Raw genomic sequence first — 25022 nt, 5'->3', positions numbered from 1 at the left:
GAGCGCCTCCCGGCCCGGCCGCGTTACTTCGCGGTCTTGAAGCGGTTCAGCGCCTGCGTGAGTTCGCGCTGAACCTCCTGCGTCAGCACCGGCTTGGCGTGCAGACGCGCCTTGGGCGCCTCGGGCACGTTGATCGCCGGGTTGCCGGTGATCTCCGCCGAGGTCAGCGGCAGCGCCGCCTTGTTCGCGCTGAGGTAGTAGGTCTCGTTGGAGATCTGCGCGACGACCTGCGGATCGAGCATTGCGTTGATCCATGCGTGCGCGTGGGCGACGTGCGGCGCGTCGCGCGGAATCGCCATCACGTCCACCGACATCATCGCCCCGGTCTCGGGGATCAGGTAGCGCACCTTCGCGCCGGTGTGCGACTCGGCCGCCCGCCGCGCGGCGATCAGCGCGGCGCGGATTTCGGCCGGATCCATCTTCGCGGTTTCGGCGCCCGCATACAGCATCGCCGCCGGAATCACGTCGCTCGCCTCGTCCATCAGCGCGATGCCGCAGCCCTTCAGGCGCGCGGTCACGGCCGGGTCGAAGAGCAGGTCCCACGCGTTGTCCGGCAGCTTGCCGCCCAGCGCCTTCCCGACCTTGTCGACATTGATCGCAACCCCGGTCGTGTACCACATGTAAGGCACCACGAAACGGTTGCCGGGGTCCGCGCGCTCGACCGCCTTGAGGATTACCGGATCGAGATTGGCGAGATTCGGCAGGCGCCCCTTGTCGAGCGGCTGGAAGATGCCCGCCTGGATCTGCCGGCCCGCATACTCGACGCTGGGATAGACGACGTCGTAGCCGCTCGCCCCCGTCAGCAGCTTGCCCTGCAGCGTCGCGTTGCTGTCGTACAGGTCGTACTTCACCGCGATAACGGTCGCCTTCTCGAAGGCGGGGATCGTGTCGCGCGCGATGTAATCGTTCCAGTTATAGACGCTGAGGCCGTTCGCATCGGCCGAGCCCGCCCCGGACGCGAACGGGCCGGCCCCCACAAGGCCCAGCAGCGCCACCAGAAACCCGTGCAGTCGCATGGCCGTCCTCGCACCAAGTCCCGTTGCCGTCATTGCGCACAGACACCCGAAAGATGTAGGCAACATTCTTCGCAGCGCAGCCCCTCCACGCGCACGCCAGCCGCGCGTGAGGTCGGCAGCAGGCATCCGCCACCAACTTCGACCGGGTTTTGCTCGCTCCGTGCAACCGCGGCGCGTGCGATGCCGCCGATTCGCGGCTGAAGCTGCTCCCACGCCCACCGCATCGCCCCGCGACCCGCTTAACGACAATCCCGATGACATTAATTTACGTTATGCTAACGGGCTTTTCGGCACCCAGGCACAAACGCTGCTGCTGCCCCTGTTCGCCGCGGCGCGTCCCTGACTCCGTATGCACAGCATTCCCGACCTCATCGCCGGCGGCGCCGGCTGGCGTCAGACCGCGCGCCTGCTCACCCTGACGACGCCGCTCGGCCCCGACGTCCTGCTCGCCGAAACGGTCACCATCGACGAAGCGCTCGGCTCGCTCGCCGAACATGCCGGCTTCCGCATCGAGCTCACCGCCCTGAGCGCCGACGTCCGGCTGCCGCTGGCCGCCCTGCTCGGGCAGCCGGCACGCGTCGATCTCCTGACCGCCGCCTCGCGCACCGAGGCCCGCCCCTTCCACGGCCACATCACGCATGCCGCCCGCCTCGGCGCCGACGGCGGCTTCGCGCGCTACCGGCTGACGATCGAACCCTGGCTGAGCTTCCTCGGCGAGACCCGCGACAGCTACCTCTTCCAGGACATGAGCGTCGTCGAGATCGTCGACGAACTACTCGGCGACTGGCAGGGCCAGGGACGGCTCGCCCCCGCCTGGCGCTGGGAGCTCGCCGATCCCGCAGCCTACCCGCGGCGCGGCATGACCACCCAGTACCGCGAAAGCGACCTCGCCTTCCTGCGGCGACTGCTCGCCGAGGAGGGCCTCTTCTACTGGTTCGAGCACCAGGCCGACAGCGGCCCCGCGCTCGGTACTCATACCCTCGTCATCGCCGACCACAATGCCGCCTTCCGCGACAGCCCGCAGCCGCGGGTGCGCTTCACCCAAGCGGGCGCAACACTCGCCGCAGACAGCATCGACCGCTGGAGCGCCACCGCGCGCCTCGACACCGCCTCCACGCGCGCCGCGAGCTGGGACTACCGCAGCCTCGCCACGCGCCCCCAGGCTGTCGACAGCGCCCACCACGGCGCAGCGCCCGCCACAGCTGCCACCGACGACCCCGGCCCCTACGCGTGGCAGACCGCAGCCGACGGCGAACGCATGATCCGGCGCCAGCGAGAAGCCATCGACGCCCGCCAGCGCGAGATGCTCGGTGAAGGCACCGTGCGCGGCGCCGCTCCCGGCACCACCTTCGAACTGCGCGACCACGCACGGCACTCGGGCACGGATGCGGACCAGCGCCGCTTCCTCATCACCGCCGTCACGCACCGCGCGCGCAACAACCTCGCGACACTCCCCGGCATCGCGGGCAGCCCCGCCCCGGAAGGCGGCACAGCCGACTTCTACCGCAACCGCCTCCGCTGCGTTCCCGCCGCCCTACCCTGGCGTCCGCTGCTGCGCGACGGCCACGGCCGCGCCCTCCACCCGCGCCCCACCGCCAGCGGCCCCACCACCGCCATCGTCGTCGGCGACTGCGCCGCCACCGGCGAACCCACCCCGACCCACACCGACCGCGATCAACGCATCCGCGTGCAATTCCACTGGCAGCGCGGCGAACGCTCGGCCGCCCGCCAGCCCCACCCCAGCGGCAGCGACAACGCCCCCGCCAATGCCACCCGCGGCGTATGGCTGCGCGTGCTCTCGCCCATGGCCGGCGCCGACTGGGGCGGCCACTTCGTCCCGCGTCCCGGCCAGGAAGTAGTCGTCGCCTTCCAGAACAGCAACATCGACCGCCCCATCGTCATCGGCAGCCTTTACAACGGCCAAGGCAACGCCGACGCCGCAGGCAACCGCCTCGCCGGCGGCACCCAGCGCGCCACCGCCAACGCACCCGCGTGGTTCGCCGGCCGCTCGGATCCCGCCCACACCCACGGCGCCAGCCTCTCCGGCCTCAAGACGCAGGAGCTCTCCGCCAGTCGCAGCGGACAGGGCGGCCATAACCAGCTCGTTTTCGACGACACCCCGACCGAAGCGCGCATCGAACTCTCCACCACCGCCCACGACACCCGCCTGCAACTGGGCCACCTCAAGCACCAAACCGGCAACGCGCGCGAAGCCAGCCGCGGACATGGCGCCGAACTCGCCACTCGCGCCGCGCTCGCCACCCGCGCCGGCAGCGGACTGCTCGTCAGCGCCGACGCGCAGCCCGGCGCGCGCGGCCCCCACCTCGACAGCCGCGAGGCGATCGATCGCACGGACGAAGCCCGCGACCTCGTCCACGGCCTCGCCGCGACTGCCCACAAGCACCACGCGGGCCTGAGCGGCGACGACGCCCCGCACAATCTCCCCGCCACCACCTCGCTCGATCGCGGCCTCGACGTCCTGCGCAGCACCGCCGAACGCCAAAGCACCGAAGCCGCCTCGAGCCGCGGCAGCTTCCTCGCCGCCGGCGGCGGCACCGGCACCGTCCCCGCCTGGTCCGCCCCCCGCATCCAGTACAGCGCCCCCGCCGGCATCGCCCAGCTCACCCCGCAAGACCTCATCCTCGCCGCCGGGCACAACCTCCTCACCGCCTCCGGCGACGCCCAGTTCGTCAGCCAGGGCAATCACGCCATGGCGATCGCGCATGGCCTCGCCCTCTTCACCATCGGCAAGGCCCCGGGCGGGCAGAAACCCAACACCGAAACCGGCATCCACCTGCATGCCGCCAGCGGGCGGGTCAGCGTGCAAAGCCAGAGCGGCAAGCTCAGCGCCGCCGCCGACAAGCGGGTGACCGTCGCCAGCACCACCGCCGCGCTGTCGGCAAGCGCGAAGAAGCACATCCTCGCCACCGCACAGGGGGCGTATCTCAGGATCGAGGGCGGCAACATCCAGCTGCATGCGCCCGGGAAGGTCGCACTCAAGGCGAGCAGGAAAAATTTGACCGGGCCGGCGAGTGCCGACGCGGACGGACTCTCCTTTCCGAAAACGAAGGATCTCTTTGACGAACAGTTTGTAATCCGTGACGAGGTGACGCAGGAGCCCATCGCCGGAGCGCCCTATCGCATCGAGGATGACAAAGGGAATGTCCTGTTTGCCGGCCTTGCCGACGCACAAGGCCGGACGGCTCGTCTGACATTCGGCAAAGCCGAAAAGCTCCGGCTCTTCTGGGGCAAATAGCTCATCCCGATCTCTCACCAGACCTGAAATCCCTCAAACCATGTCTTACGGATCCACGCTCACGGCCCTCCAGACCGGCACCGCAAACACGACGCCCGGCAGCCAGGTTTACGCGCAGGTGGCGCCCACCCCCAACGCCTATCTGCGGCTCGATACTGGCGAAGTGATCGGAGTTCCTGCCGGCGACACGACCGCACTGAATAATGAGTTCGACAAGTGGAATCGCCTCATGCACGAACAGATGCTCGCGAATGAAGTGCTTGCCGTTTGTGACGAACGGCTGAGCGTCATCGCGCGAGAGCTAGCCGCAAGACCTCGCTCCGTGAATCGCGCAACCATCGAGCAGGCCGAGCAGGCACAGGCACTCGCGATCCAGTGGCGAGAAGAGGCGACCCAATCGCTGCGCAAGGAGCTCGCGCCGCTCGACCGATTGGGCGGCAACGGCAAGAAGCTCATAGAACTCATTCCCTTGCTCGACGGCAACAATGCGAGTCCCGCCAGATTCGAACGCGGCGCCGATGACGGGCAGTGGAAGCGCGACGGAACCGATCTGAAGACGGCCTGGAGCTTCAAGACAGGGGCGGGGCTGCGCGACCATTTCATGCAGGAGGCACGCTACAAAGGCCTGGGCCCTCTGCGCGTGCTCAGTTCGGACAAGCTCAAGGCGCGTTGGCCCAGGTTCAAGGACAAACAGTCCATGAAATGGGCCGACGTCTATAAGACCGACGCAAACGGCCAGCGCAAGATCGACCGCACAAAAATGCGGCAGTACCTCGGCGAGCAGGTCATGAAGCTCAAGGTCGATAGCAAGAATTTCGGCACCCTTGAGATCAGTAATACGGGCACGCTTGGACCCGAGGCACTAGCCAACTGGAACGCCAGCGCGACCTTCAGCAAGGAGGGAAAACTCGTCTTCGGCGACACGCCGATCGGCGATATCGACCTCGGCGCAGAGGCCGCCGCGATGCGGTACTTCAGCGGCGCCAGCCTGTCGGGCGAGATCGCCCCTCTCCAGGGCAACGTGAGCGTCAAGGCGGAAGGCAGCGCCGAAATCGCCTTCGCCGAAGGCAAGGCGGGCGCCAGTCTCTACCTGCCCTCCAGAGAGGGTGTGATGCTCTACCTGCTCGACATCGAACAGATCGCGGCAATATCGAAAGGCCAGGCGATGCCCCGCAAGCCCTACGACATGGGCGCCGTGCGCGTCGTCGCCGCGGCCGAGCTCAAGGGGGTGATCGGCGTCTGCCTCGCAGGAGAGCTTTCACTGGAAGTCGCGATGAAGGACGTCGATGTCGCAGACCTGGATGGAAGGCGCAAACGTGGAAGGGCGGCCCGCCTCTCGGGCAAGGGCAGAAGGACCCGCCGAGCCCGCAATATCGACGTCAATGGGCAGGGCGATGCGTGGAAGAACGTCGCCTCGGCCGCAGCGGAGGTCGAGTTTTTCGCGGGCGCCAAGGGAGGTCTTGAACTCAAGGGCGCCCTTCAGTGGCGCAATCCGCACAACGAGCAGAAAGAGTTCGAAGTCATGGCGAGCATTGCGCCGGAAATCCAGGGCCAGGCCGGTATTGGTGCGAGTGCGAGATGGATGGTCGACTATGTCGACGGGGTCTTCCGTATCACCGCTCACGCGGGGATCTGCTTCGGTGTCGGGGCCGAAGGGACTGTTAGCTTCGCCGTGGGCGTGAAGCAGCTGGCGAGCTTCATGTACTGGATCTACTACAACCTGCTGCACGTGGGGTTCAGAAATCTCGTGATCATTTCCGAGCAGGGCTTTAGGGCACTGAAGCACCTGACCTATCTGATGGTATGTCAAGGAAAAAAGGTTGAAGAGTATTTTCTTGTCGGCGGCAATGCATTAGCGAAGGTATTTCGAGACATTGAGCTCTCCTATCAACGAGCCGAAAATTCATATGCGCTCGGCAAACAGATTCTAGGAAAACCTGCCGCAACCCGCTTCAGTCCGCCTGAAGCCAAGGGCATGCTTATTTACCAGCTGACGCGGCACCGTTGGCAAAGCATCGCCACCGAACCGGGTCTGGGGAGCAGCTACCTGCGTACGCAGAAACAGGCCGTACTCTCTATCCTTCGGCAGACACAGTTGAAATCGGATATTGAGAATGTCATTCAGCACATCAGCGCAGACGGGAGCAAGGGCAGCTTCGAGAGGAATTTTTCCGAACTCAAGGCGTTTTTCGCCGTGGAAGGGCCTTCCGGCCTGGATTTGCCGGGCATGACGACGCACGAAACCGACTTATACGAATACTTGGACGAGACGGGCTTCAATGCCCTGCAACTGTCGAATGCTCGACACTCATTGGGGAGTGGGGCAGACCGAATCGCTATGGCTGGCAACTTCGGAGCTTGGTACGACAAAGTCCATGCATCGCTCAAGGACGAACCAACCCGCGGTTACGTAGCGGTAGGGAACGACACGGTCGCCTACGCCCTCCAGCGGAACATGCGCGATGATCATCCACTTTACGCGTCGGCCGCCGGCGGGTTTTATTCATAAGCATTATTAGTGTGACGCATCCTTTCTGGATGTCGCAGGGGCATTCATCGCGTCGAATTAATCGCACAGCGCAGCGTAGGGGAACTGTTGGTTGCGCTTGGCACAAGTCTATCGAAGACTTCTGTTCCATCTGGAATCAATTTCTCGAACTTGCGCCAGAGGTTGGTTCCCAAGACTTGCCCATTCCAGATGTACCAACTGCGCATGACCTTCTGCTCTCCGCTCTCTGGGCCTCCGGGGTCGCGCGGCGCCGCTTTCTCGTATGTATCCTCGGCATACCAGTCATTGACCCATTCAAATTCGAGGTAAGCCATGTCGTAAAGACCTAACGGATTCGGCGGATATAGCCCGATTGGATAGCGCGAGCCTGACTGGACGTATTGAGATGCAAGCGCCTCAGCTTGTGATGGGCGCGGCGTGTTCCGGCCGTACTCCAGATGTCCATTGTCCGTGGCCGTTGCAAAGAACTGCCCGCGGCTTCGTGCCGCATATTCCCATTGCGCCTCGGTCGGCAGATCGAACGGGTAACCGCTAATCTCCCCCAGCCACTGGCAGTAATCCTTGGCCTCCTGCCAGTAGGCACCCGCAGGTAGAAGCGGATGCCGGAATTTGGCATCGTGCTCCATCCCCGTCCGTTTGCGTCCCGTGGCATCCGTAAATACATCGAATTCAGCGTAGGCGACCTTGTACTTGCCGATCCAGAAGTCGCTCAGGGTGATCTTCTTGACGTGTTTATCGTCGAGATTGGGTGTGAAGCTCGCACTCAAGCCAGCCTGGACATGAAAATCTCCGCGCATGAAGCTTCCGCCGCGCACGTACACGAGATCGCCCACAACCTTCTTCTTGAGTTTCGCAATGCGCTCGTCGAGGCTCCCCTTTTCCAGATCGAGCAGCGCCGCGGTCAGTGCTGGGGGTTGCTTGGGAAGGGGCAGTTTTTCAATCTCGTCTCGCGGCAGGTGCTCGTTCAGGACACGGGGATGCTTCGGTGGCTTGACCTTGCGGAGGTTGGGCGACTCCGTGCGCGGCAATGCGGAGAAATCCCCGGGGGCTGAAACGGAAATCCCAGGGGCGATGCACGCAAGAATCGTCAGAGCGGTGAACCGACGGCAGGTGCGCTCGGGGGCGTGAGACATTCATTTCTCCGGGATAGCATGCGTATGTTTATTGCATTTTATCGCACATCACTGTGAAACGTCGCCCACCCAACTTCGTCCCGCGTCCCAGCCAGGAACTGCTCATCGCCTTCCGGCACGGCAAAATTGATCGCGCCGTCGTCATCGGCAGCCTCAACAACGGCACGGGCACCCCGGACACCGCGAACGAACCGCGCATCGAGCTCTCTACCACCACCCACGACACCCGCCAGCAGTTGGGCCACCACAAGCAGCAGAGCGGCAACGCCCGCAACGCCAGCCGTGAGGCGATCGAGCGCACGGACGAAGCCCACGACCTCGCCGCCACCGCCCACCAACACCACGCCGCCCTGCCCGGCGACGCCCCGGACAGCCGCCCCGCCACCACCTCGCTCGACCGCGCCCTCGACTTCCTGCGCAGCACCGCCGAACGCCAAAGCACCGACGACGCCGAGAACCGCGGCAGCTTCCTCGCCGCTGGCGGCGGCACTGGCACCGTCCCCGCCTGGTCCGCCCCCCGCATCGAGTACAGCGCCCCCGCCGGCATCGCCCAGCTCACCCCGCAAGATCTCATCCTCGCCGCCGGGGAACACCTCGTCACCGCGTCGGGCGACGCCCAGCTCGTCAGCCAAGGTAATCACGCCATGGCGATCGCGCATGGCCTCGCGCTTTTCACCATCGGCAAGGCGCCGGGAGGGCAGAAACCCAACACCGAAACCGGCATCCACCTGCATGCCGCCAGCGGGCGCGTCAGCGTGCACAGCCAGAGCGGCAGACTCAGCGCCGCCGCCGACAAGCGGGTGACCGTCGCCAGCACCAACGCCGCGCTGTCCGCCAGCGCCAAGATGCACATTCTCGCCACAGCACAGGGGGCATATCTCAGGATCGAGGGCGGCAACATCCAGTTGCATGCACCCGGCGCAGTCAAACTCAAAGCCTCGCAGAAAGTTTTGACCGGACCAGCGAGCATTGAAACCGCCGAGCATGCTGCCAAGGTCGACGAACTGCGCCTCAAGCGCGACATGGAAATTCGTTATCTCGATGCTGATGGCCAGCCCGCCGCAGGAGAACAGATTGCCTTGTCCTTCAACGACGGGTCTAGCAAGGCAGCGACTTTGGACGCCACCGGCAAGACAATTCTTAGGAACGTCCCACTAGGGCCTTTTAATGGACGCCAGCCGCGTCGTCGCACGTAAGGAATGAAAATGAAGATGCTTGCGGAACCATCCAAACGTCAAGCGACGCCTGAAACTGCGTACCAGCGCGTCTGTATTGACCTGCCCGGCGAGGCCGTTCGCTGCTGGCGGTCAAACGATAAGGTTGAGGTGATCCTGCGAAAACACCGGGACGTCATCCTGCAGTTCAAGATGAAGGCGGGCTCGACGTATACCGTTGAGAGCGAGCCGAACCCGGTCTTGAGAGCGGCATCGGCCGGCCGTCCGCACGAATCGATCCTTTCCCAACGCGACTTCTATAATGCCCGGGACAAGAAACTGGTTGAAGCCAGACTGAAACAGAAAGTCCATTTCCAGGATGGTGAGCAACTACATCTCTGGGTCGGACGCGAATTCAACGGGGTGTTGCTGGTCAAGCGGGGCGATGAGGTCGCAGGCCGCTTTGAGCCAAACGTATTCGATGCCTTCCCCTATGGATCGGACCCGAAAACAAAACCGGCTCCTATGATCGTGGTGGTCGATTCCACTACCCCCGATGCGGGAACAAGCCGCAGTGCCTCAGGATCGACAGAGACCATGCATGTATTGGAGGTCAGGCGGGATCTTGGTTCGTTACCGGATGATCTCGCCGATTTCTTTAAGAAAGGTGGCGAGGAAACTGCCATCGACACAAGGAAACTGATGACGCGAAACTGGCTGTGGGCGCAGATCACAGGCGCCGTCGCGTTTTTCGACAGCAACAAGGCCTGGATACGAGAACTGTGGGCGCAGAAGTTCCTGATTACGAAGGTCAAGGACAAGGCCTACATCATTTTCAAGGGAAACCACAAACTGCGCGAGCACATGAAAGGCACGCGTTACCTTTCTGAAAACAGCAAGATCATTGCCATCAGTGCCGGAGCAGGTACGCTTAAAGGCGCGCACAAGGCCGCGTGGGATGCGTCCAAAGGCAGTTTCAAAGGCGCCCCCGGTTGGGCTGTGATGTTCACGATCGGCCTCGACGTAGCCGAATGGCTTGCCGACTATGAAGCGCGCGATCCAACAAGTGGTCGGTCAAAACGAGATTTCTTCGATCTTGGAGCAAAGATCTTTACCGACGTAGCCTGGGCTGCGCTTGGTGCATGGATCGGCTCGTTCCTCGTTGCTGGACTTTCATCCATGTGGACGTTACATATCGGCGCTGCCCTTGGTGCCGGCGCAATTCTTGGCGGCGTAGTGATAATTGGCGCAGTGCTTGTGGCAATTGGCGTTGGATTAGGGCTGGCCTGGTTCGATGCACGACTCGGCGTAACTCAGAAATTAGCGCACGGTGCACGAGCCGGAGCAGCCTATCTCGATGCCAAATTCTCCACCGACTACCATGACTATCAATCTTCCGTCGACGAGATGCTCCTTAGGGGAATGCCATGAGTCATCGACGCGCAAAAAGGAAAACTTTCGATTCGGCCTTATTCAAAGCCCTTTCGTTATTTTGGCCGATATCCTGTCTATTTTCTTCAGCAATACTCTGGATATTCAGCGAAGAGCTAGGACAGGACACCACGCCCTCAATCACGCTTGCTTCCTCTGGAATAATAGCAGGAGCTTGTCTTTTTTCTGCCAGCCTTTTTCGCATCGAAATTCGACGAGTCATCAGCTGGGCAATAGCTATGGGCCTATTGGCAATCTCGCCGTATTTCATTGTTTTCGGCACTCTTGGACTTGCATATTTCCTACTGATACCCCACCCCTCCCAGGTCAGCTTCATGCAATGGGGTGCCATCGTGTTCGCAGGTACGCTGTGGTGCTGGCTTGACCTAAGGGATCTTAGACGACGAGTCACCGCAAAGGGGTATGTCGAGCACGAATTTATCGAGTTCGAAGACCATGTTGCCCTGAGGTCGGAGTGTAAAACCAATCTCGATGCGCCGCCCGTCACTGACAAGACTCTGCTGGGACGCCTGTGGCATCGGCATGGAACACAACTTTTTGTCGCGATCGCACCATTGGCCAGCGCAGGCTATGCGATTTCTCGGGTCGCTGATAGCACCGGAGGTATCGAGGCAGTGCTGTTGGTACTCGCAGTACTTGGGCTGCCACTCCTTCTATGGTTCTTCTCAAAGGTTGTTTGCGGCTTTTACCTCCATGTCTACCTCGTTTATCAAATAGAACGTCGTTCCGGGAAACCCGTATTGCTCCAGAATGGGGACCGCGATTGAGCTTGAGACGACAAATAGCAGTACGCAGGGACTGTGTGGGTGGCGGTCGGTTTCGCGCATCCGTTAGCCGAGGTATCAATCCGCGCACTATTTGCGCAGGTCGCAGCGGCTGCCCCCCAGTAGGCGCGCTCCATTACACATCTCATCGAGTTCGGGTCGGAGTGCGTTGTCGCGGGAAAACGGAATCATCCGCTCCCCCCAGCGTCAAACCCCGACCAGAACCAAAGGAGTCGCCATGAACTCCCCCGCATCCCCCGACAGGAACGCCGTCTCGACGGCGTTCGAACGCAGCCTGCTCGTACGACTCCCCTTCGTGCTGGCGGGCGGTACGCTGATCGCCGCCCTCGCGCCGGCGCTCGCCCGCCTGATGGCGTGGGCCGGCATCGGCCCGGATCCTACGGCGAGCATCACCACCGCGGACATCATCGGCCTCAGCATCCTGGGCCTGACCTTCAGCAGCGTCGCCGTGCTGGCGATCGGGGCCGTGATCGTGCTGATCATGAAGGGGCCGGCCTACTTCGCCGATTCCTATCCGCTGCAGGACGCCGACCACCCCGACCCACCCGCCCCGGCCCGGCGCACACCGGCCCGCCGGCGCTGAAGTCCGCAGGCGGCCGCACGTCACACGCGGAAGCGCCCGACCATGCCCTGCATCTCCTCCGCGATGCCGCTCAGCGTGCGTGCCGAGGCCGCAGTACTAGACGTCGCACTGCTTGACGCCTCGGCGTTGGTCGCGATCTGCTCGACGCGCTGGGCCACGTCGTTGGCCGCCGCGGTCTGTTCCTTGAGGCCGTCGGCGACGCCGGCAACGACCGTCGCGACCTCCATTGCCTTGTCCTGAATCAGCGCCATCGCTGCGCCGGTGTCGCGCGCGTGACCGACGCTGGTGTTCACGGCATGGACGCCCGACTGGATGCCGTCGACCACCTGGCGCGTGGCTGACAGGATGGAGCCGACGGTGGCGGCGATTTCCGTCGTCGAGTGGGCCGTGCGCTCCGAGAGCTTGCGGACTTCGTCGGCGACCACCGCGAAGCCTCGCCCCTGATCGCCCGCGCGCGCCGCTTCGATCGCGGCGTTGAGGGCGAGCAGGTTAGTCTGGTCGGCGATGTCCTTGATCACCGCCACCAGCTGCGAGATTTTTTGCGACTGCTCGGCGAGCTTGCGCACCTCGTCGGCCGCCTGCTCGACGCTCACGGCCACGCCCTGGATCTCGCCGACGAGCCGCTCGATGTTCGTCCTGCCAGACCCGGCGAGGCGGTCCGAGTCGCCCGCGAGCCGGCTCGCGTCGGTCGTCGCCTCCGAAATGTGGTTGATCGACACGGTGAGCTGCTCGATGTTCGCGGCGATCGACGTCGACGCCTCGGCTTGCTGTCCTGCGCTGCGTTCGAGCTGCTCGACGTTGCCGGCGAGCTCTCGCGACGTATCGGTGATGCGGTCGGCGTTGCGGCGGGTTTCCCCGAGCGCGCTGCGCAGAGACTCCTGCATCTCGCGCATCGACCGGATCAGCTGGCCGAGCTCGTCGCGGCCGCCACCGGCGATCGCTCCGGTCAAGTCGCCGCCCGCGATGCGCCGCGACGTTTCGGCCACCGACTGGACTCGTTCGATGATGCGGCGGGAGATCAGGTAGGACACGCCGGCCGCGATCACGAGGGCGATCGCCGTCGCCGCCAGCGTCCACACACGGGCGTCCTGCGCGTAAGCGGCGATTCGCGCCTTCGACGCGGCCGAACCATCGCGGTTGAATCGCACCAGCGCATCGGTCCTGTCGCGCAGCTCGTTCGCGCGTTTCACCCACTCGTCGCGGCGCAGCGCCTGAGCCTCGTCCTCGCGCCCCTCCTTGGCGAGCGCGACGGCCTTCCGCACCGCTTCGCGGTAGTTCGCGACCGCGCCACGGATGTCGCCGAGGAGCCGCTTCTCCGCTTCCGACATGTCCTGGCGCTCATACTCGTCGATCGCCTTGCCGAGCGCGGCGTCGAGTTCGGACAGGGATTGCTCGATCTTCGCCTTCTCCGCGGGACTGCCGGGCAGCATGAACTCGAGGCTGCGCACGCGGTAGCGCAGCCGCTCCTGGCTGATCCGGCCGACGAGCTGGACCGCGGGCAGCCAGGCATCCGCGATCTCGTCCGAGGTGCGGATGATCCTGTCGAGCTGGTAGAGACAGAAGGCGATCGCGAGGATCAACGAACCACAGGAAACACCCAGGCTGATGAGCAGCTTGGCGCGAAGACTGATGTTGTCGAACCATGCCATGACGTTCGCCCTCGTCTTGTGATTCTTGTGGCCTTGCCGTCCATGTCGCTGCGCAGATGCGCCCGACCCGACACAGGAAGGACGCATCCCCGCGACGACATCGGGGACGGACTGCCCCCCGGCATCATGCCGGGGGGCTATTCATCGTAGACCGTGATTCGCGTTGGTGCCGGAAGACGCCAGTGGGGCGACGGCCACCGAGATCAGCCGCGCCGCGTCAGCAGCAGGCCGGCCTCGACGTGGTGGGTGTAGGGGAACTGATCGAACACCGCCGCCGCGGAGATTTCGTGGGTGTCGGCGAGGGCGGCGACGTTGTCGCGCAGCGTCACCGGGTTGCAGGAGATGTACAGGATGCGGTCGAAGCCGCGTGCGAGCTTGACGGTGGCGTCGTCGAGGCCGCTGCGTGGCGGGTCGACGAACAAGCTCGAGAAGCGGTAGCCGGCGAGCTCGACGTCCTTCATGCGCCGGTATTCGCGCCCACCGGCGAAGGCGTCGCTGATCTCGTCGCTCGACATGCGCACCATCGTGATGTTGTCGACGCCGTTCGCCTCGATGTTGTAGTGCGCGGCGCGCACCGAGGACTTGCTGACTTCGGTCGCGAGCACGCGGTCGAAGAGCGGCGCCAGCGCCATGGTGAAGTTGCCGTTGCCGCAGTAAAGCTCGAGCAGGTCGCCGCCCACACTCGCGACCTGGCGTCGCGCCCAGCCCAGCATCTGGCGGTTCACGCCGCCGTTGGGCTGCGTGAAGCTGCCCTCGATCTGCTGATAGCGCAGGCGCCGGCCGTCGACCTCGAACTCCTCCAGCAGCCAGTCGCGATCGAGCACGATCTTCTGCTTGCGGCTGCGGCCGATGACCTGCACGCCCAGCTCCGCGGCGAGCGCGCGCGCGGCCGCTTCCCAGTCCGCGTCGAGCGCGCGGTGGTAGACCAGGCTCACCATCAGTTCGCCGCTCAAGGTCGCAAGGAATTCGACCTGGAAGATCTTCTTCCGCAGCACCCCGTTCGCGCGCAGAGCGTCGCGCAGGCGCGGCATCAGCGCGCAGATCGGCGCCGCCGCGGCGGGGAAGTCGTCGAGCAGCACCGGCGTCTTGGGGTCGTCCGGGGCGAACATGGCATAGTCGACCAGGCCGTCGCCGTGGTGCCACATGCGGAACTCGGCGCGCAGTCGGTAATGCAGGGGCTCGGACGCGAACACTTCCGGAGCGGGCACCCCCAGCGGCGCGAAGTCGCTCGCAAAGCGGGCCGCCTTGTCGGCGAGCAGGGTAGCGTATTCGGCGGGGTCGAAGCTGGGCAGTGACATCTTGATTCGGCGGCGGTGGCGCCGTGCGGGAGCGCTCCGGGCGGAGCGGCGGACGCGGGCGCCGAAGGATCGATGAGGGGTCGTCGCGGGGAATTCTCGCGGAGACGCGACTATACGCCGCCCGCGCGCACGATGCAGCCGCGCCGACCGGTTTTGACGGACGTCAAAGCCAGCCAACCATGACCGAGTAAAATTGTCGGACATTTCCAGAATCCGCATTCCAAGCGGTCACGAGGCTCCCCGACATGGCCAAGAAGTTTCCCCTGCATCCGAAGCACCCCGAGCGCATCTGCTGGGGTTGCGACAAGTACTGCCCGGCGGACTCGCTCGCCTGCGGCAACGGCTCGGGCCGCACCCTGCACCCCGCCGAGATGCTCGGCGACGACTGGTACGAATACGGCGACTGGGGGCTGGACGTGGCAGAAGAGCCGCAGAAGCCCGCCGAACCGGCAAGCCGCTGAAAGACACGCCGCCCGCGACCTCGGCTCGGCCACGCGCGGCCGTAAGCGCCCGCACCTGCCCGGGTATTCGCGCGTAAAAACGCTCCTGCGGTACTACACTGCAGCACAGGCGTCGCTCCGCGTCGCGCCTGCCCCACCGGCGTGGCCACCGCGCGCCGTTACAACTCCACACGCAAGCATCCACCCACGGACAGGAAGGCCTGACTAAGATGGCATCCATGTTCCGCCTCGCCACCCCCTCCGCACGCCTGCAGTTGCTGGTCGCGATGCTGCGCGATCCGGGTTCGACCGGCACGCTGCTGCCGTCGTCGCGCGCGCTCGCAAATGCGCTGGCGAGTGCCGCGGACGGCGCGGATCTCGTGGTCGAACTGGGGGCAGGCACCGGCCCGGTCACCGACGCGCTATTGGCGAAACTGCCCGGCGTTCCGCTGATCGCGGTCGAATTGCAGGCCGCCCTCGCACAACGCCTGCGCCATCGCTACCCGGCCGCGGACGTCCGCGAGGCGACGGCACGGCAGGTGGTGGATTCGCTGTACGATCACCCCGGCCGCATCGTCCTCGTGTCCAGCCTGCCGTTCCGCTCGCTGCCCGCGCATGTCGTGCACGAGACCGCGCACAGCCTGTGCCGCTTCCTCGCGCACAGCCCGGAACGCAAGCTCGTGCAGTTCACCTACCATCCGCGCGCGCCCTTTCCGGCACCGCGCCACCTGCGCTGGCGGCGAACCTCGGTGATCTGGCGCAACACGCCGCCGGCGGGGATCTGGGAACTGCGGCTCGCGTCCTGAGCGGCGCGCCATCCCCCGTCCCGCGACGCGGCTTTGTGGCCTCATCCGGCAGCGCGCAGTCCCTCCCCCTTTCCCACTGCCGCGCGCGCCGCCTCGAAGCGCCGGATCTCGGCGAGCGCCTCATCGAGGCCCATCTCGCCGGCCGCCATCAGCTTTCCGGCCAGATGTTCGGTGAGCGGCTTGAGCGCCGCCAGGAGCACCTTGGTTTCGCCATACAGGCGCTCGCTCTGCGCCTCCATGATGGCGCGCGTTTCCTCGTCGAGCGCACGGCTCGGCCCCTGGCCGTCGTTCGTGAGTGCGCCGAAGTTGAGGCGCGTCTTGCGGTACATGCCCATCTCACCAACGGCGTGATGCAAGAGCTGGGTGACGCGGGTGATGTCGTTGTGGGCGCCGTTGGTGGTGCCGTCCTCGCCGAAGAAGAGCTCCTCGTTGGCCATGCCGCCGAGCAGCACGCGCACGTCGTGCTCGATGTCGCCCTTGGTCTTGAGCAGGTTGGTGCCCTGCTTGTGGAAGACGAAACCGAGCGCGTTGCTGCGCGGGATGGCCTTCAGCGAGATCTTGATCGTCTTCATGTCGGCGAGGATGCGGTCCCAGTCGTCGTTCGTCACTTCGCGCTCGCGCTGCAGATCGACGAGAAAGTGGCCCCACTCGTGCACGGCGATGATGCGGCGGTCGCGCTCGCGCTCGTCGGTGGTGCTGGAGTTGACGTTGCCGACCAGCACCCGCTCCGCGGCCTGCATGAGGGTGTCGGCGCCTATCATCTCGCCCGCCTGCACCGCCGTGATGCCGGCCTGGTTGACGATGGTCTCGAGATCGGCGGGACTGCGCCCTTCGGTGACGCCGACGAGATGGCTCAGGTCGAGGCCGGCAAGCACCTTGTCGGCGCGCTGGGCGAGGTAGTGCTGGATGATCGCGAAGCGCTCCTCACGGTTGGGCAGGCGGAAATCGACCTTCATCTGGAAACGGCGCAGCATCGCCTCGTCCATCTGCATGGTCTGGCTGTTGAAGTTGCTCGCCACGATCCAGATGATCTCGGCCTCGTCCTTGCTGCGCACGCCGTCGAGCACCGCGAGCAGCGTATTGGCCGTATCGTCGTCGAACTTGCGCCGTCCGCCGCGCTTCATGAAGAGATCCTGCGCCTCGTCGAGAAACACGATGCAGCGCTTGCGCCGCTTCGCCATCGACACGATGCGGTTGAGGGTGTTCGCTCCGCCCGCGACGTAGCCGGTCTCGAGGTTCGCGGCGGAGTGGAACAGGATGGGCAGGTTCAGCTCCTTCGCGAGGTAGCTCGCGAGCTTGGTCTTGCCGGTGCCGGCCGGGCCGCTGAACATCACGTTGAAGGGCTTGCGGATGCCGTATTCGGCGTACAGCGCACGCCGCGCGTACTGGTCCTTGATCTGCGCAACCTCGGCCTTGATGTCATCCATGCCGACCAGTTCGTCGATGGAACCGCGCACCTGCCCGGGTTCGATGAACTTCAGCGACTTGAACTGCCCGCGCAGCTGCATGAACAGGAAGGCCAGCAGGCCCAGCATCAGCGCCGTCGACAGCACCCCGCTCAGCGCGGAGCGCCAGCCGTCGTCGGCCGAACGCGGGCGACCGTTGGCGAAGCGCTGGTCGAGGCGTTCGAACACCTTCAACGCGTTCTCGCCCAGTTCGGCGCGAGGCACGAAGGCGAGCCGGGCCGACCACGGCGCGGACACCGCCTTGTCGGCGAAGATCTTCGTCTCGAGGTCGCTCGGGTAATAGGCGTGCTGCTGCCCCCGCGACTGCACGAGGATGATGCGCTCGGAGAGGTTCCACATCAGCGGCTCGTAGATCACCGTGACGCGCTCGACCTGATTGGCATCAAGGAAGCCGAGCACCGAACCGCTGCCGAGCACGACCGGCACGCTTTCGTCGAAGGTCCACACGCCCGCCCCCGGCCCGCCGCCGACGGCCATCGCCTTGACCTCTTCGGCCAGCGCCGCGCGCTTCTGCGCGAGCATCATCGAGTGGATGCCGGTGAGGGGGATGAGGACGGCCGTCGCGACGAGCAGGACCTTCACCAGCATGGACTGGATCACGAACCAGTCCTGCAGGCGGCTGGCAGACTTCCTCAGCCAGAGCCAGGCGCCGGCCGGGGCATCGGTGCGGGAATTCGACTCAGCAGGCATGGCGGTCCTCCGCTACGGTCGCACCTCCGCGCGGCGGCGCCTGGATTGGCCGCAGGTGCAGCGGTGCTCGCCCGGTCGGACTCGCTGGCCGACGCCGGGAGGCTCCAGCATAGCGAGCGGCCGCAGCGGCCCGGCGTGAAGTATTGAACGCAGGCTCAACGATCACCCCGCCCAGCCGCGGCGGACCGTCCGGAGTCGAAGCCGGTCAGCGCACGCCCGGCGGCGGCGGAGGGGGCGTGCCGGCCGGCGGTGGCGGAGGCGTGCTGCGATAGCGGTCCGCGCGGCCGGGCGAATAGCGGCCCGACACCGGTACGCGATGACCGCTCGCGTACATGCACTGCACGTAGGCGTGGTCGTAGCGCCGCTGCGCCTCGTAGCCGGACACCTCGACCGCACCGGCGCCCGAGGCGCTGCCGATCAGCAGCCCGGTGCCGGCACCGACGCCCGCACCGCGCCCGCCATCGACCGCGGCCCCCACCGCCGCACCGATCGCCGTGCCGACGACCGCACTGCGCACGCCCGCATCGGCTGCAGCCTGGCCCGCGGAACGGCCGCCGATGTATTCATACGCATACTGGCGGCAGGCCGATTCGTCGGCGCGGAACTCGTTGAAGCTCGCGCCGGTTCCGGGGAGGACGAGCACGCTCGGCCCGGACGGCATCGACACGCAACCCGCGGTGAGGACAACCGCCGCGAGCGGAATGAAACGGAAACGGTTCTTCATGTTCGGATCCTCCCTCAACGCGACGGCCGCGGGGCGACGCGCTCCCACCCGCCGGGGCATTCCTTGACGTAAGGGTAATAGCCCTCGGGGCGGTCGCAGTAGTACCAGTAATTGCCGGCAGATTTGCCGTTGCCGTCCGCGTCGTCATCCTCGCGCTCGATATACGTCGGCGGCGACGACGGCGCGGAGACGATCGGCGGATAGGCGTAATAAGGCGGGTAGACGTAGGGATAGGGCTCGTAGTAGCGGTACGGATAACCGTAATACGGGCCGGGCCAGCCCCAGAACAGCGGAATGCCGATGTGCACGCCCAGGCGCGAGTGGCTGTGATGCCGGGCGATGCGGCCGCGATCGGCGGATGCCACGTCCGGCAACGCGACGCCCAGCGCGAGGGCCGCCGCAAGCGCAAGTCTCAGGTATTTCATGGTGGCCTCCCTGTGGAGAGGATGACACGTCCATTCAACGTGCGAACCCATCCAAAAGACCACAATCACGCAAAGGAATTCCCGTCCGAGTGTGACGTATTTTTTCATCCGCACGCGATACCCCGGCCCCGCACGCATGTGCACGCGTTGCCGGGGGCGCGCGTTATCGATGTGATACAAACAGCTTGCTGTCCATCAATCAAAATAGTATCGTTTTCGTCGAAACGGATCGCCCGCCCCCGGAGCGAGCCCGCCATTCACCGGAGACACACCGATGCAGCAGAAGTCCTCGTCCACGCCCGTCGATATCGGCGGAATACTCGACTACGGGCCATTCACGTCGATGCAGCGGCTCGTCGTGATGCTCGCCGCTCTTGCAATCGTGATGGACGGCTTCGACGGGCAGCTCATCGGCTTCGCCATCCCGGCCCTGATCAAGGAATGGGGCATCACCAAGGCCGCCTTTGCGCCCGCCGTCGCCGCAGGCCTGGTCGGCATGGCCGTCGGCAGCGCCTGCGCCGGCATCGTCGCGGACCGCATCGGCCGCCGCCTGGTGCTCGTCGCCAGCGTGTTCCTGTTCGGCACCGCGACCATCGCGATCGGCTTCGCCCCCGGCGTCACGGCGATCGCCGTGCTGCGCTTCTTCGCCGGCCTCGGCATCGGCGGCGCCCTGCCGACCGCTTCGACGATGACCGCCGAGTTCACGCCGGCCCGTCGCCGCACCCTCGCGGTCACCGCGACCATCGTGTGCTACCCGCTCGGCGGCATGCTCGCGGGCCTCTTCGCGGGCGCCGTGCTGCCGCTGCTCGGCTGGCGCGGCCTGTTCTGGATCGGCGGCGCGCTGCCGGTGGCGTATAGCCTCGTGCTGCTCGCGCTGCTGCCCGAATCCGCGCGCTATCTCGCGCGCAAGACGGCCCGCTGGCCGGAACTGCGCCGCCTGCTCGCACGCATGGAGCGCCCCGCGGCTCCCGACACGGCCTTCGTCGATGCCGCGGAAACCGGCGCCGAGCAACGCGCCGGCTTCGCCGCCCTGTTCCAGAACGGCCGCGCGCGCGACACGCTGGCGATCTGGGTCGGCTTCTTCCTCGTCATGCTCGCCACCTACACCGCCTTCAGCTGGCTGCCGACGATGCTCGCCACCGAAGGCCTGCCCGCCGCGCTGGCCGGCTCCGGCCTCACCGCGTACAACCTCGGCGGCGTGATCGGTTCGCTCGGCTGCGCGCTGGCCATCACGCGCTACGGCTCGCGCTGGCCGCTGATCCTGTCCAGCCTCGGCGCCGCCGCCAGCGCCTTCATGCTGCAAGGTGTCGACTTCGCGACGAACACCACCTGGCTGATGATCGGACTGGGTGTGCACGGCATGTTCGTGATCGCGGTCCAAGCCACCATGTACGCGCTGTGCGCCTACGTCTATCCGACCATGATGCGTGCCACCGGCACCGCCTCGGCCCTGTCCTTCGGCCGCCTCGGCGCGATTCTGAGCTCCTTCGCCGGCGCCGCCGTCATCACCTCGGGCGGCGCGGACAGCTACCTCGCACTGCTCGGCGGCGCCATGGTCCTCACCTTCCTCGCGCTGGCCATGGTCAAACGCCACATCCCGGGACTGCACACGTCGCCGCGCGCCGAACCGGAAGCGGCGGCCCCCGCGCCGTCCCTCGCCGTCGGCGGCGCGCGCCCCGGCGCCTGACGGGCCGCGCAGACACGTTCCCGGCTGCCCCCGCGCCCGTATTCGGTTAGGATACGGCCGGGGCAGCCCGCCACGCGGGTCCCGCCGCACGGCGCGCGCGCCCCCCCGACTCGCCAGGCGGAGAAGGACGTGATTGACATCAAGTGGGACAGCAAATTCGAGGTCGGGCATCCGCGCATCGACGCCGAGCACCGCACCTTCATCGATCTCATCCGTGCGGTATCCGTGGAAGCCGAGCGCCACTGCCCGAAAGAAAAGGCCATGCGCCTGCTGCTCGAAGTGCGCAAGTACGCCGAATTCCATTTCGTCAGCGAAGAGAACCTCATGCTCGACGTCGGCTATCCGGGCTACGAGGAGCATCGCGACGAACACGCGTGGCTGCTGCGCCGGCTGGAACATGAAACCAACCTGTTCTACACCGACAGCGCCCCGCTCGAAGAGCTCGCGCACTTCATGTTCGACTGGTTCGCAATGCACACGACTGTCGCCGACCGGAAATTGGTCGACAGCATCGCTGCACACCATACCCGCGCCGCGGCCTGACCCGCGCCGGCCTCGCCTGGAAGCTCCGCCCGTGACGCCCGCCCACACTCCCGACGACCGCCTCGCCCGCGCGCTCCAGGCCGCCAGCGGCATCGACTTCGTCGGCGCACGGCTCAACTCGGTCGGCGGCGGCTGCATCAATCGCACGCTGGAGGTGCAGGCAGGTCACCGGACCTACTTCCTCAAGCTCAACGACGCGGCCGCGCTGCCGATGTTCGAGGCCGAGGCCGACGGCCTCACCGCGCTCGCCGCCTGCGACGCCTTCCGCGTGCCACGCCCGCTCGCCTGGGGTGCCACCGACAGCGAAGCCTTCCTGCTGCTCGAGCATGTGCAACTGCGCCCCCTCGCCAGCGCCGAAGACGGCCGACGCTTCGCCGCAGCGCTCGTCGAACTCCACCGCAACACTGACGAGCGCTTCGGCTGGACGCGCGACAACTACATCGGTGCCACGCCCCAGCACAACACCCTGCACGACGGCTGGGCCCGCTTCCTGGTCGAATGCCGCCTCGTGCCGCAACTGCAACTGGCCCGCGCGAAAGGCTACGCCGGTGCCCTCGGCCGCGACGCCGACAAGCTTCTCGAACGCATCCCCTCCCTGTTCCTCGACTACCGCCCGCGCGCAAGCCTGCTGCACGGTGACCTGTGGAACGGCAACGCCGCTATCGCCGCGGATGGCACCCCCGTCATCTTCGACCCCGCCGTGTATCGCGGTGACCGCGACGCCGACCTCGCGATGAGCGAACTCTTCGGCGGCTTCCCGTCCGCCTTCTACGCCGCCTACCGCAACGCCTGGCCGCCCGCCGACGGCTACGAGCTGCGCAAGACGCTGTACAACCTGTACCACATCCTCAACCACCTCAACCTCTTCGGCCGCGGCTACCTCGGCCAGGCCGAACGCATGATGCGAACGCTGGCGGCGGCGCTGCTGCGCTGATTCAATACACTATCCCGCACGCCACACCCTCACCGCAGGAGCCTGTTCATGGACGCCAGCTTCTGGCACGCAAAATGGGAACGCAACGAAATCGGCTTCCACGGCAGTGAGGCCCATTCGCTACTGGTCGATCACTTCGATGCGCTTGGGCTCCCGCCCGGCAGCCGCATCTTCCTGCCGCTGTGCGGCAAGACGCTGGACATCCACTGGTTGCTCGCTCAGGGCCATCGGGTCGTCGGCGCCGAACTGAGCCCGCTCGCGATCCAGCAGCTCTTCGCCGAACTCGACGTGGAACCCACGGTGTCACGCGTCGGCGCACTCGAGCGTTACTCGACGGAAGATCTCGACGTGTATGTGGGCGACATCTTCGAAGTCACCGCGGAACTGCTCGGCCCCGTCGATGCAGTCTACGACCGTGCCGCCCTCGTCGCCCTGCCGCCCGCCATGCGTCCGCGCTACACGGCCCATCTCGCCGCCATCACGCTCGCGGCGCCGCAACTCCTCATCTGCTTCGAATACGACCAGCGCCAGCACGCCGGGCCACCGTTCTCGATCGACGCGGACGAGGTACGGCAGCACTACGCCGACCGCTTCGACCTGACGCGGCTCGCCCAGATCGACGTCGCCGGCGGCCTCAAGGGCAAGTGCCCGGCCACGGAGAGCGTCTGGCTGTTGAGGAAGGGCTGAACGGGTCGGCGGCCGCGATGGCGGTCCGCAGGGCCTATTCGCTGCGCGCGCCGGCGCCGTGCGACGTCAGCCCGGTTCGTGCTGCGGCGCGTCCGCGCTCTTCGCGATCTTTGCCAGCGCGGTCTTGCCCTTGGCGGTGAGGAAGGGCTCGACGAGGAGTTGCAGGCCTTCCTCGACGTATTCGGCGAGGGTGTAGCGGTCGTCGAAGGCCCAGTGCTTGAGCGCCCAGGCATGGGCGAAATTGACGATCTGGTAGCTCAGCAGATATTCGTTCACGGGCCGCATGAAGCCGCCCGTCGTGCAGGCGCGGATCGTTTTCTCGATCATGCGGTTGGTGCGCGTCTCGCCGTCCTTGATGAGCACGCGCCGGTCCGCACGCAGGGACTTGGTCGAGCGGTAGGCGAGCACCGTGGCTTCGCGCTGGGCATCGACCACCGCGCAGTAGGCCCACACCGCGCGGCACAGGCGCTCGACCGGATGCGTCAGGCCTTCGAGCTGAAGCGGGATGTCGTGTTCGTAGGTGTCGAGCACGTTCTTCAGCGTCAGGAACAGGATGTCGTCCTTGTCGCCGAAGTACTGGTAGATGAGGCCGGTGCTGACCTTCGCTTCGCGGGCGATCTGCAGAATGGTCGTCGTGTAGTAACCCTGCTCGGAGAAGAGCTTGGTGGCCGCGATGATGATCTGGTGACGACGCTCCTCGACCAGCTTCGGGTCGCTGACCACGCTTTTGACGCTTTCTGCTGAACTCATGTCCCTTCCCTCAGGTGAACCGTTACCACGACGTCCGGCATGGGCCGAACGTCCGTATTGTGCCACCGGCGGGGCCGGGTTTCCGCTTCGCCTGCGACCCCGCCTTAATGACCGTTCAGAAAGGCGCGCACGCGTTGCTGCGTTTCGCCGTCCGCGAGCATCGCCGCGCTGCCGGCGAGTTCGACTTCGTAGCCGTCTTGACCGCCCTCGACCGCCACCGTGATGCAGCGCTTGCATTCCGCCAGCGCCCGCGGCGGCAGTGCGGCGATGCGCGCGACGAGGGCGCGCGTGAAGGTTTCCAGTTCGGCCGCCGGCGCGACCCAGTGTGCGCAGCCGAGCTTCACGGCGTTCGTGCCGGCTACGACCTCGGCGCCGAGGATCAACCGCCGCGCGACGGCCTCGCCGCAGATACGCGTCATGCGCTGCGTGCCGCCTGCCGCCGGGAGCAGCCCCAGGCGCGCTTCGGGCAGTCCGACCTTGGCGGTGTCGGCGACGACGCGCAGGTCGCAGGCGAGCGCGAGCTCGAAGCCTCCGCCCATTGCCGCACCGCCGATCTCGGCGATCGTGACCTGCGGCAGACGCTCCAGGCGGGCGTAGAGCTGCTGCATGCGCCGCGTGATGGCGATCATCTTCTCGCGCCCGGCGGCGGTGGCGAAGAGCGAGCCGATCACGTCGAGGTCGGCGCCGGCGCAGAATGCGCGCTCGGCACTGCGGATCCACAGGACGTTGACGCGCGGCGTATGCTCGAGCTCGGCGAGGATGCGGTCGAACGCCTCGATCCATTCCTCGTTGATCGCGTTGACCGGCGCACGGCACAGCGTGACCGATGCGACGGAATCATCGATTCTCAGCGAAATCATTGGGGTATCCTCGGGAGCTGCGGGCGTTCTTCCAGCCGTTCGTCCGGAGCCTGTCGAAGGCGCGGGGCGTCGGCGGTTCAGCCCGAACGGGTATCGGTGCCGGGTTGAGGGAAAAAGAGGGCGTCGCCGGCCTCTGCGCACATCGGAGGAGAGTTCGTTGCACGGTCGCTTTGGC

22 protein-coding genes are annotated in these 25022 nt (G+C 65.9%); 12 read left to right on the top strand and 10 right to left on the bottom strand.

Annotation, left to right across the window (positions count from 1 at the left end):
• Nucleotides 1-23: 23 nt before the first annotated feature.
• The gene (locus tag ToN1_RS13275; protein WP_169208678.1) at nt 24-1016 is read right to left on the bottom strand and encodes an extracellular solute-binding protein; all 993 of its coding nucleotides are present in this window, start codon (nt 1014-1016) and stop codon (nt 24-26) included.
• Nucleotides 1017-1365: 349 nt separating this feature from the next.
• Here ToN1_RS13275 and ToN1_RS13270 point away from each other — a divergent pair, with 349 nt between their 5' ends.
• Nucleotides 1366-4272: a type VI secretion system Vgr family protein gene (locus ToN1_RS13270; protein ID WP_210147807.1), complete on the top strand. Its 2907-nt coding sequence runs from the start codon at nt 1366-1368 to the stop codon at nt 4270-4272.
• A gap of 40 nt (nt 4273-4312) precedes the next feature.
• The gene (locus tag ToN1_RS13265; protein WP_169208904.1) at nt 4313-6781 is read left to right on the top strand and encodes a hypothetical protein; all 2469 of its coding nucleotides are present in this window, start codon (nt 4313-4315) and stop codon (nt 6779-6781) included.
• A gap of 44 nt (nt 6782-6825) precedes the next feature.
• On the opposite strand, the gene ToN1_RS13260 is transcribed toward ToN1_RS13265, so the two are convergent.
• Complete coding sequence (locus ToN1_RS13260) at nt 6826-7914, bottom strand: formylglycine-generating enzyme family protein (protein ID WP_169208903.1); 1089 nt, start codon at nt 7912-7914, stop codon at nt 6826-6828.
• A 53-nt stretch (nt 7915-7967) separates the two neighbouring features.
• Between ToN1_RS13260 and ToN1_RS13255 the strand changes: the two genes are divergently transcribed.
• The gene (locus tag ToN1_RS13255) at nt 7968-9110 is read left to right on the top strand and encodes a DUF2345 domain-containing protein (RefSeq protein ID WP_244860761.1); all 1143 of its coding nucleotides are present in this window, start codon (nt 7968-7970) and stop codon (nt 9108-9110) included.
• 9 nt (nt 9111-9119) lie between these two features.
• Entirely contained in the window at nt 9120-10499 is a 1380-nt protein-coding gene (locus ToN1_RS13250; protein WP_169208917.1) for a stage II sporulation protein M, read from the top strand.
• A gap of 1 nt (nt 10500) precedes the next feature.
• Here the strand turns inward: ToN1_RS13250 and ToN1_RS13245 are convergent, their stop codons facing one another.
• The gene (locus tag ToN1_RS13245; protein ID WP_169208919.1) at nt 10501-10836 is read right to left on the bottom strand and encodes a hypothetical protein; all 336 of its coding nucleotides are present in this window, start codon (nt 10834-10836) and stop codon (nt 10501-10503) included.
• Between ToN1_RS13245 and ToN1_RS13240 the strand changes: the two genes are divergently transcribed.
• Together ToN1_RS13240 and ToN1_RS13235 are read left to right on the top strand one after the other, a co-directional pair.
• Nucleotides 10835-11287, top strand: a complete 453-nt coding sequence (locus tag ToN1_RS13240) for a hypothetical protein (protein ID WP_169208920.1) — start codon at nt 10835-10837, stop codon at nt 11285-11287. The genes ToN1_RS13245 and ToN1_RS13240 overlap by 2 nt on opposite strands.
• A gap of 235 nt (nt 11288-11522) precedes the next feature.
• Nucleotides 11523-11888 carry a hypothetical protein gene (locus ToN1_RS13235; protein ID WP_210147806.1) on the top strand — a complete coding sequence of 122 codons (366 nt, stop codon included), beginning with the start codon at nt 11523-11525 and terminating at the stop codon, nt 11886-11888.
• 20 nt (nt 11889-11908) lie between these two features.
• Here the strand turns inward: ToN1_RS13235 and ToN1_RS13230 are convergent, their stop codons facing one another.
• Together ToN1_RS13230 and trmA are read right to left on the bottom strand one after the other, a co-directional pair.
• A complete protein-coding gene (locus tag ToN1_RS13230; protein WP_169207764.1) occupies nt 11909-13537 on the bottom strand; it encodes a methyl-accepting chemotaxis protein in 1629 nt (542 codons plus the stop codon).
• 203 nt (nt 13538-13740) lie between these two features.
• Complete coding sequence (gene trmA / locus ToN1_RS13225) at nt 13741-14835, bottom strand: tRNA (uridine(54)-C5)-methyltransferase TrmA (protein ID WP_169207765.1); 1095 nt, start codon at nt 14833-14835, stop codon at nt 13741-13743.
• Nucleotides 14836-15080: 245 nt separating this feature from the next.
• On the opposite strand from trmA, the gene ToN1_RS13220 reads away from it, so the two are divergent.
• Together ToN1_RS13220 and ToN1_RS13215 are read left to right on the top strand one after the other, a co-directional pair.
• Nucleotides 15081-15296, top strand: coding sequence for a DUF3079 domain-containing protein (locus ToN1_RS13220; protein ID WP_169207766.1), 216 nt, complete (start codon nt 15081-15083; stop codon nt 15294-15296).
• Nucleotides 15297-15505: 209 nt separating this feature from the next.
• Nucleotides 15506-16081 carry a class I SAM-dependent methyltransferase gene (locus ToN1_RS13215; RefSeq protein ID WP_169207767.1) on the top strand — a complete coding sequence of 192 codons (576 nt, stop codon included), beginning with the start codon at nt 15506-15508 and terminating at the stop codon, nt 16079-16081.
• A gap of 41 nt (nt 16082-16122) precedes the next feature.
• Here the strand turns inward: ToN1_RS13215 and ToN1_RS13210 are convergent, their stop codons facing one another.
• From ToN1_RS13210 to ToN1_RS13200, 3 genes are all read right to left on the bottom strand, one after another.
• Nucleotides 16123-18237, bottom strand: coding sequence for an AAA family ATPase (locus tag ToN1_RS13210; RefSeq protein ID WP_169207768.1), 2115 nt, complete (start codon nt 18235-18237; stop codon nt 16123-16125).
• 205 nt (nt 18238-18442) lie between these two features.
• Nucleotides 18443-18961: a glycine zipper family protein gene (locus ToN1_RS13205; RefSeq protein ID WP_169207769.1), complete on the bottom strand. Its 519-nt coding sequence runs from the start codon at nt 18959-18961 to the stop codon at nt 18443-18445.
• Between the two features lie 14 nt (nt 18962-18975).
• On the bottom strand, nt 18976-19386 hold the full coding sequence (locus tag ToN1_RS13200; RefSeq protein ID WP_169207770.1) for a hypothetical protein: 411 nt from the start codon (nt 19384-19386) through the stop codon (nt 18976-18978).
• Nucleotides 19387-19660: 274 nt separating this feature from the next.
• Here ToN1_RS13200 and ToN1_RS13195 point away from each other — a divergent pair, with 274 nt between their 5' ends.
• From ToN1_RS13195 to tmpT, 4 genes are all read left to right on the top strand, one after another.
• The gene (locus ToN1_RS13195) at nt 19661-21073 is read left to right on the top strand and encodes an MFS transporter (RefSeq protein ID WP_169207771.1); all 1413 of its coding nucleotides are present in this window, start codon (nt 19661-19663) and stop codon (nt 21071-21073) included.
• A 129-nt stretch (nt 21074-21202) separates the two neighbouring features.
• Nucleotides 21203-21616, top strand: coding sequence for a bacteriohemerythrin (locus ToN1_RS13190; RefSeq protein WP_169207772.1), 414 nt, complete (start codon nt 21203-21205; stop codon nt 21614-21616).
• 31 nt (nt 21617-21647) lie between these two features.
• The gene (locus ToN1_RS13185) at nt 21648-22550 is read left to right on the top strand and encodes a fructosamine kinase family protein (RefSeq protein WP_169207773.1); all 903 of its coding nucleotides are present in this window, start codon (nt 21648-21650) and stop codon (nt 22548-22550) included.
• A 48-nt stretch (nt 22551-22598) separates the two neighbouring features.
• Nucleotides 22599-23237, top strand: coding sequence for a thiopurine S-methyltransferase (gene tmpT, locus ToN1_RS13180; RefSeq protein ID WP_169207774.1), 639 nt, complete (start codon nt 22599-22601; stop codon nt 23235-23237).
• Between the two features lie 66 nt (nt 23238-23303).
• Here the strand turns inward: tmpT and hbdR are convergent, their stop codons facing one another.
• Together hbdR and ToN1_RS13170 are read right to left on the bottom strand one after the other, a co-directional pair.
• Nucleotides 23304-23987: an HTH-type transcriptional regulator HbdR gene (gene hbdR, locus ToN1_RS13175; RefSeq protein WP_169207775.1), complete on the bottom strand. Its 684-nt coding sequence runs from the start codon at nt 23985-23987 to the stop codon at nt 23304-23306.
• Nucleotides 23988-24091: 104 nt separating this feature from the next.
• Nucleotides 24092-24847 carry an enoyl-CoA hydratase/isomerase family protein gene (locus tag ToN1_RS13170; protein WP_169207776.1) on the bottom strand — a complete coding sequence of 252 codons (756 nt, stop codon included), beginning with the start codon at nt 24845-24847 and terminating at the stop codon, nt 24092-24094.
• Between the last annotated feature and the right edge of the window lie 175 nt (nt 24848-25022).

The organism is Aromatoleum petrolei, from assembly GCF_017894385.1.
Lineage (GTDB): Bacteria > Pseudomonadota > Gammaproteobacteria > Burkholderiales > Rhodocyclaceae > Aromatoleum > Aromatoleum petrolei.
This window is presented reverse-complemented; position numbering and strand designations above follow the sequence as displayed.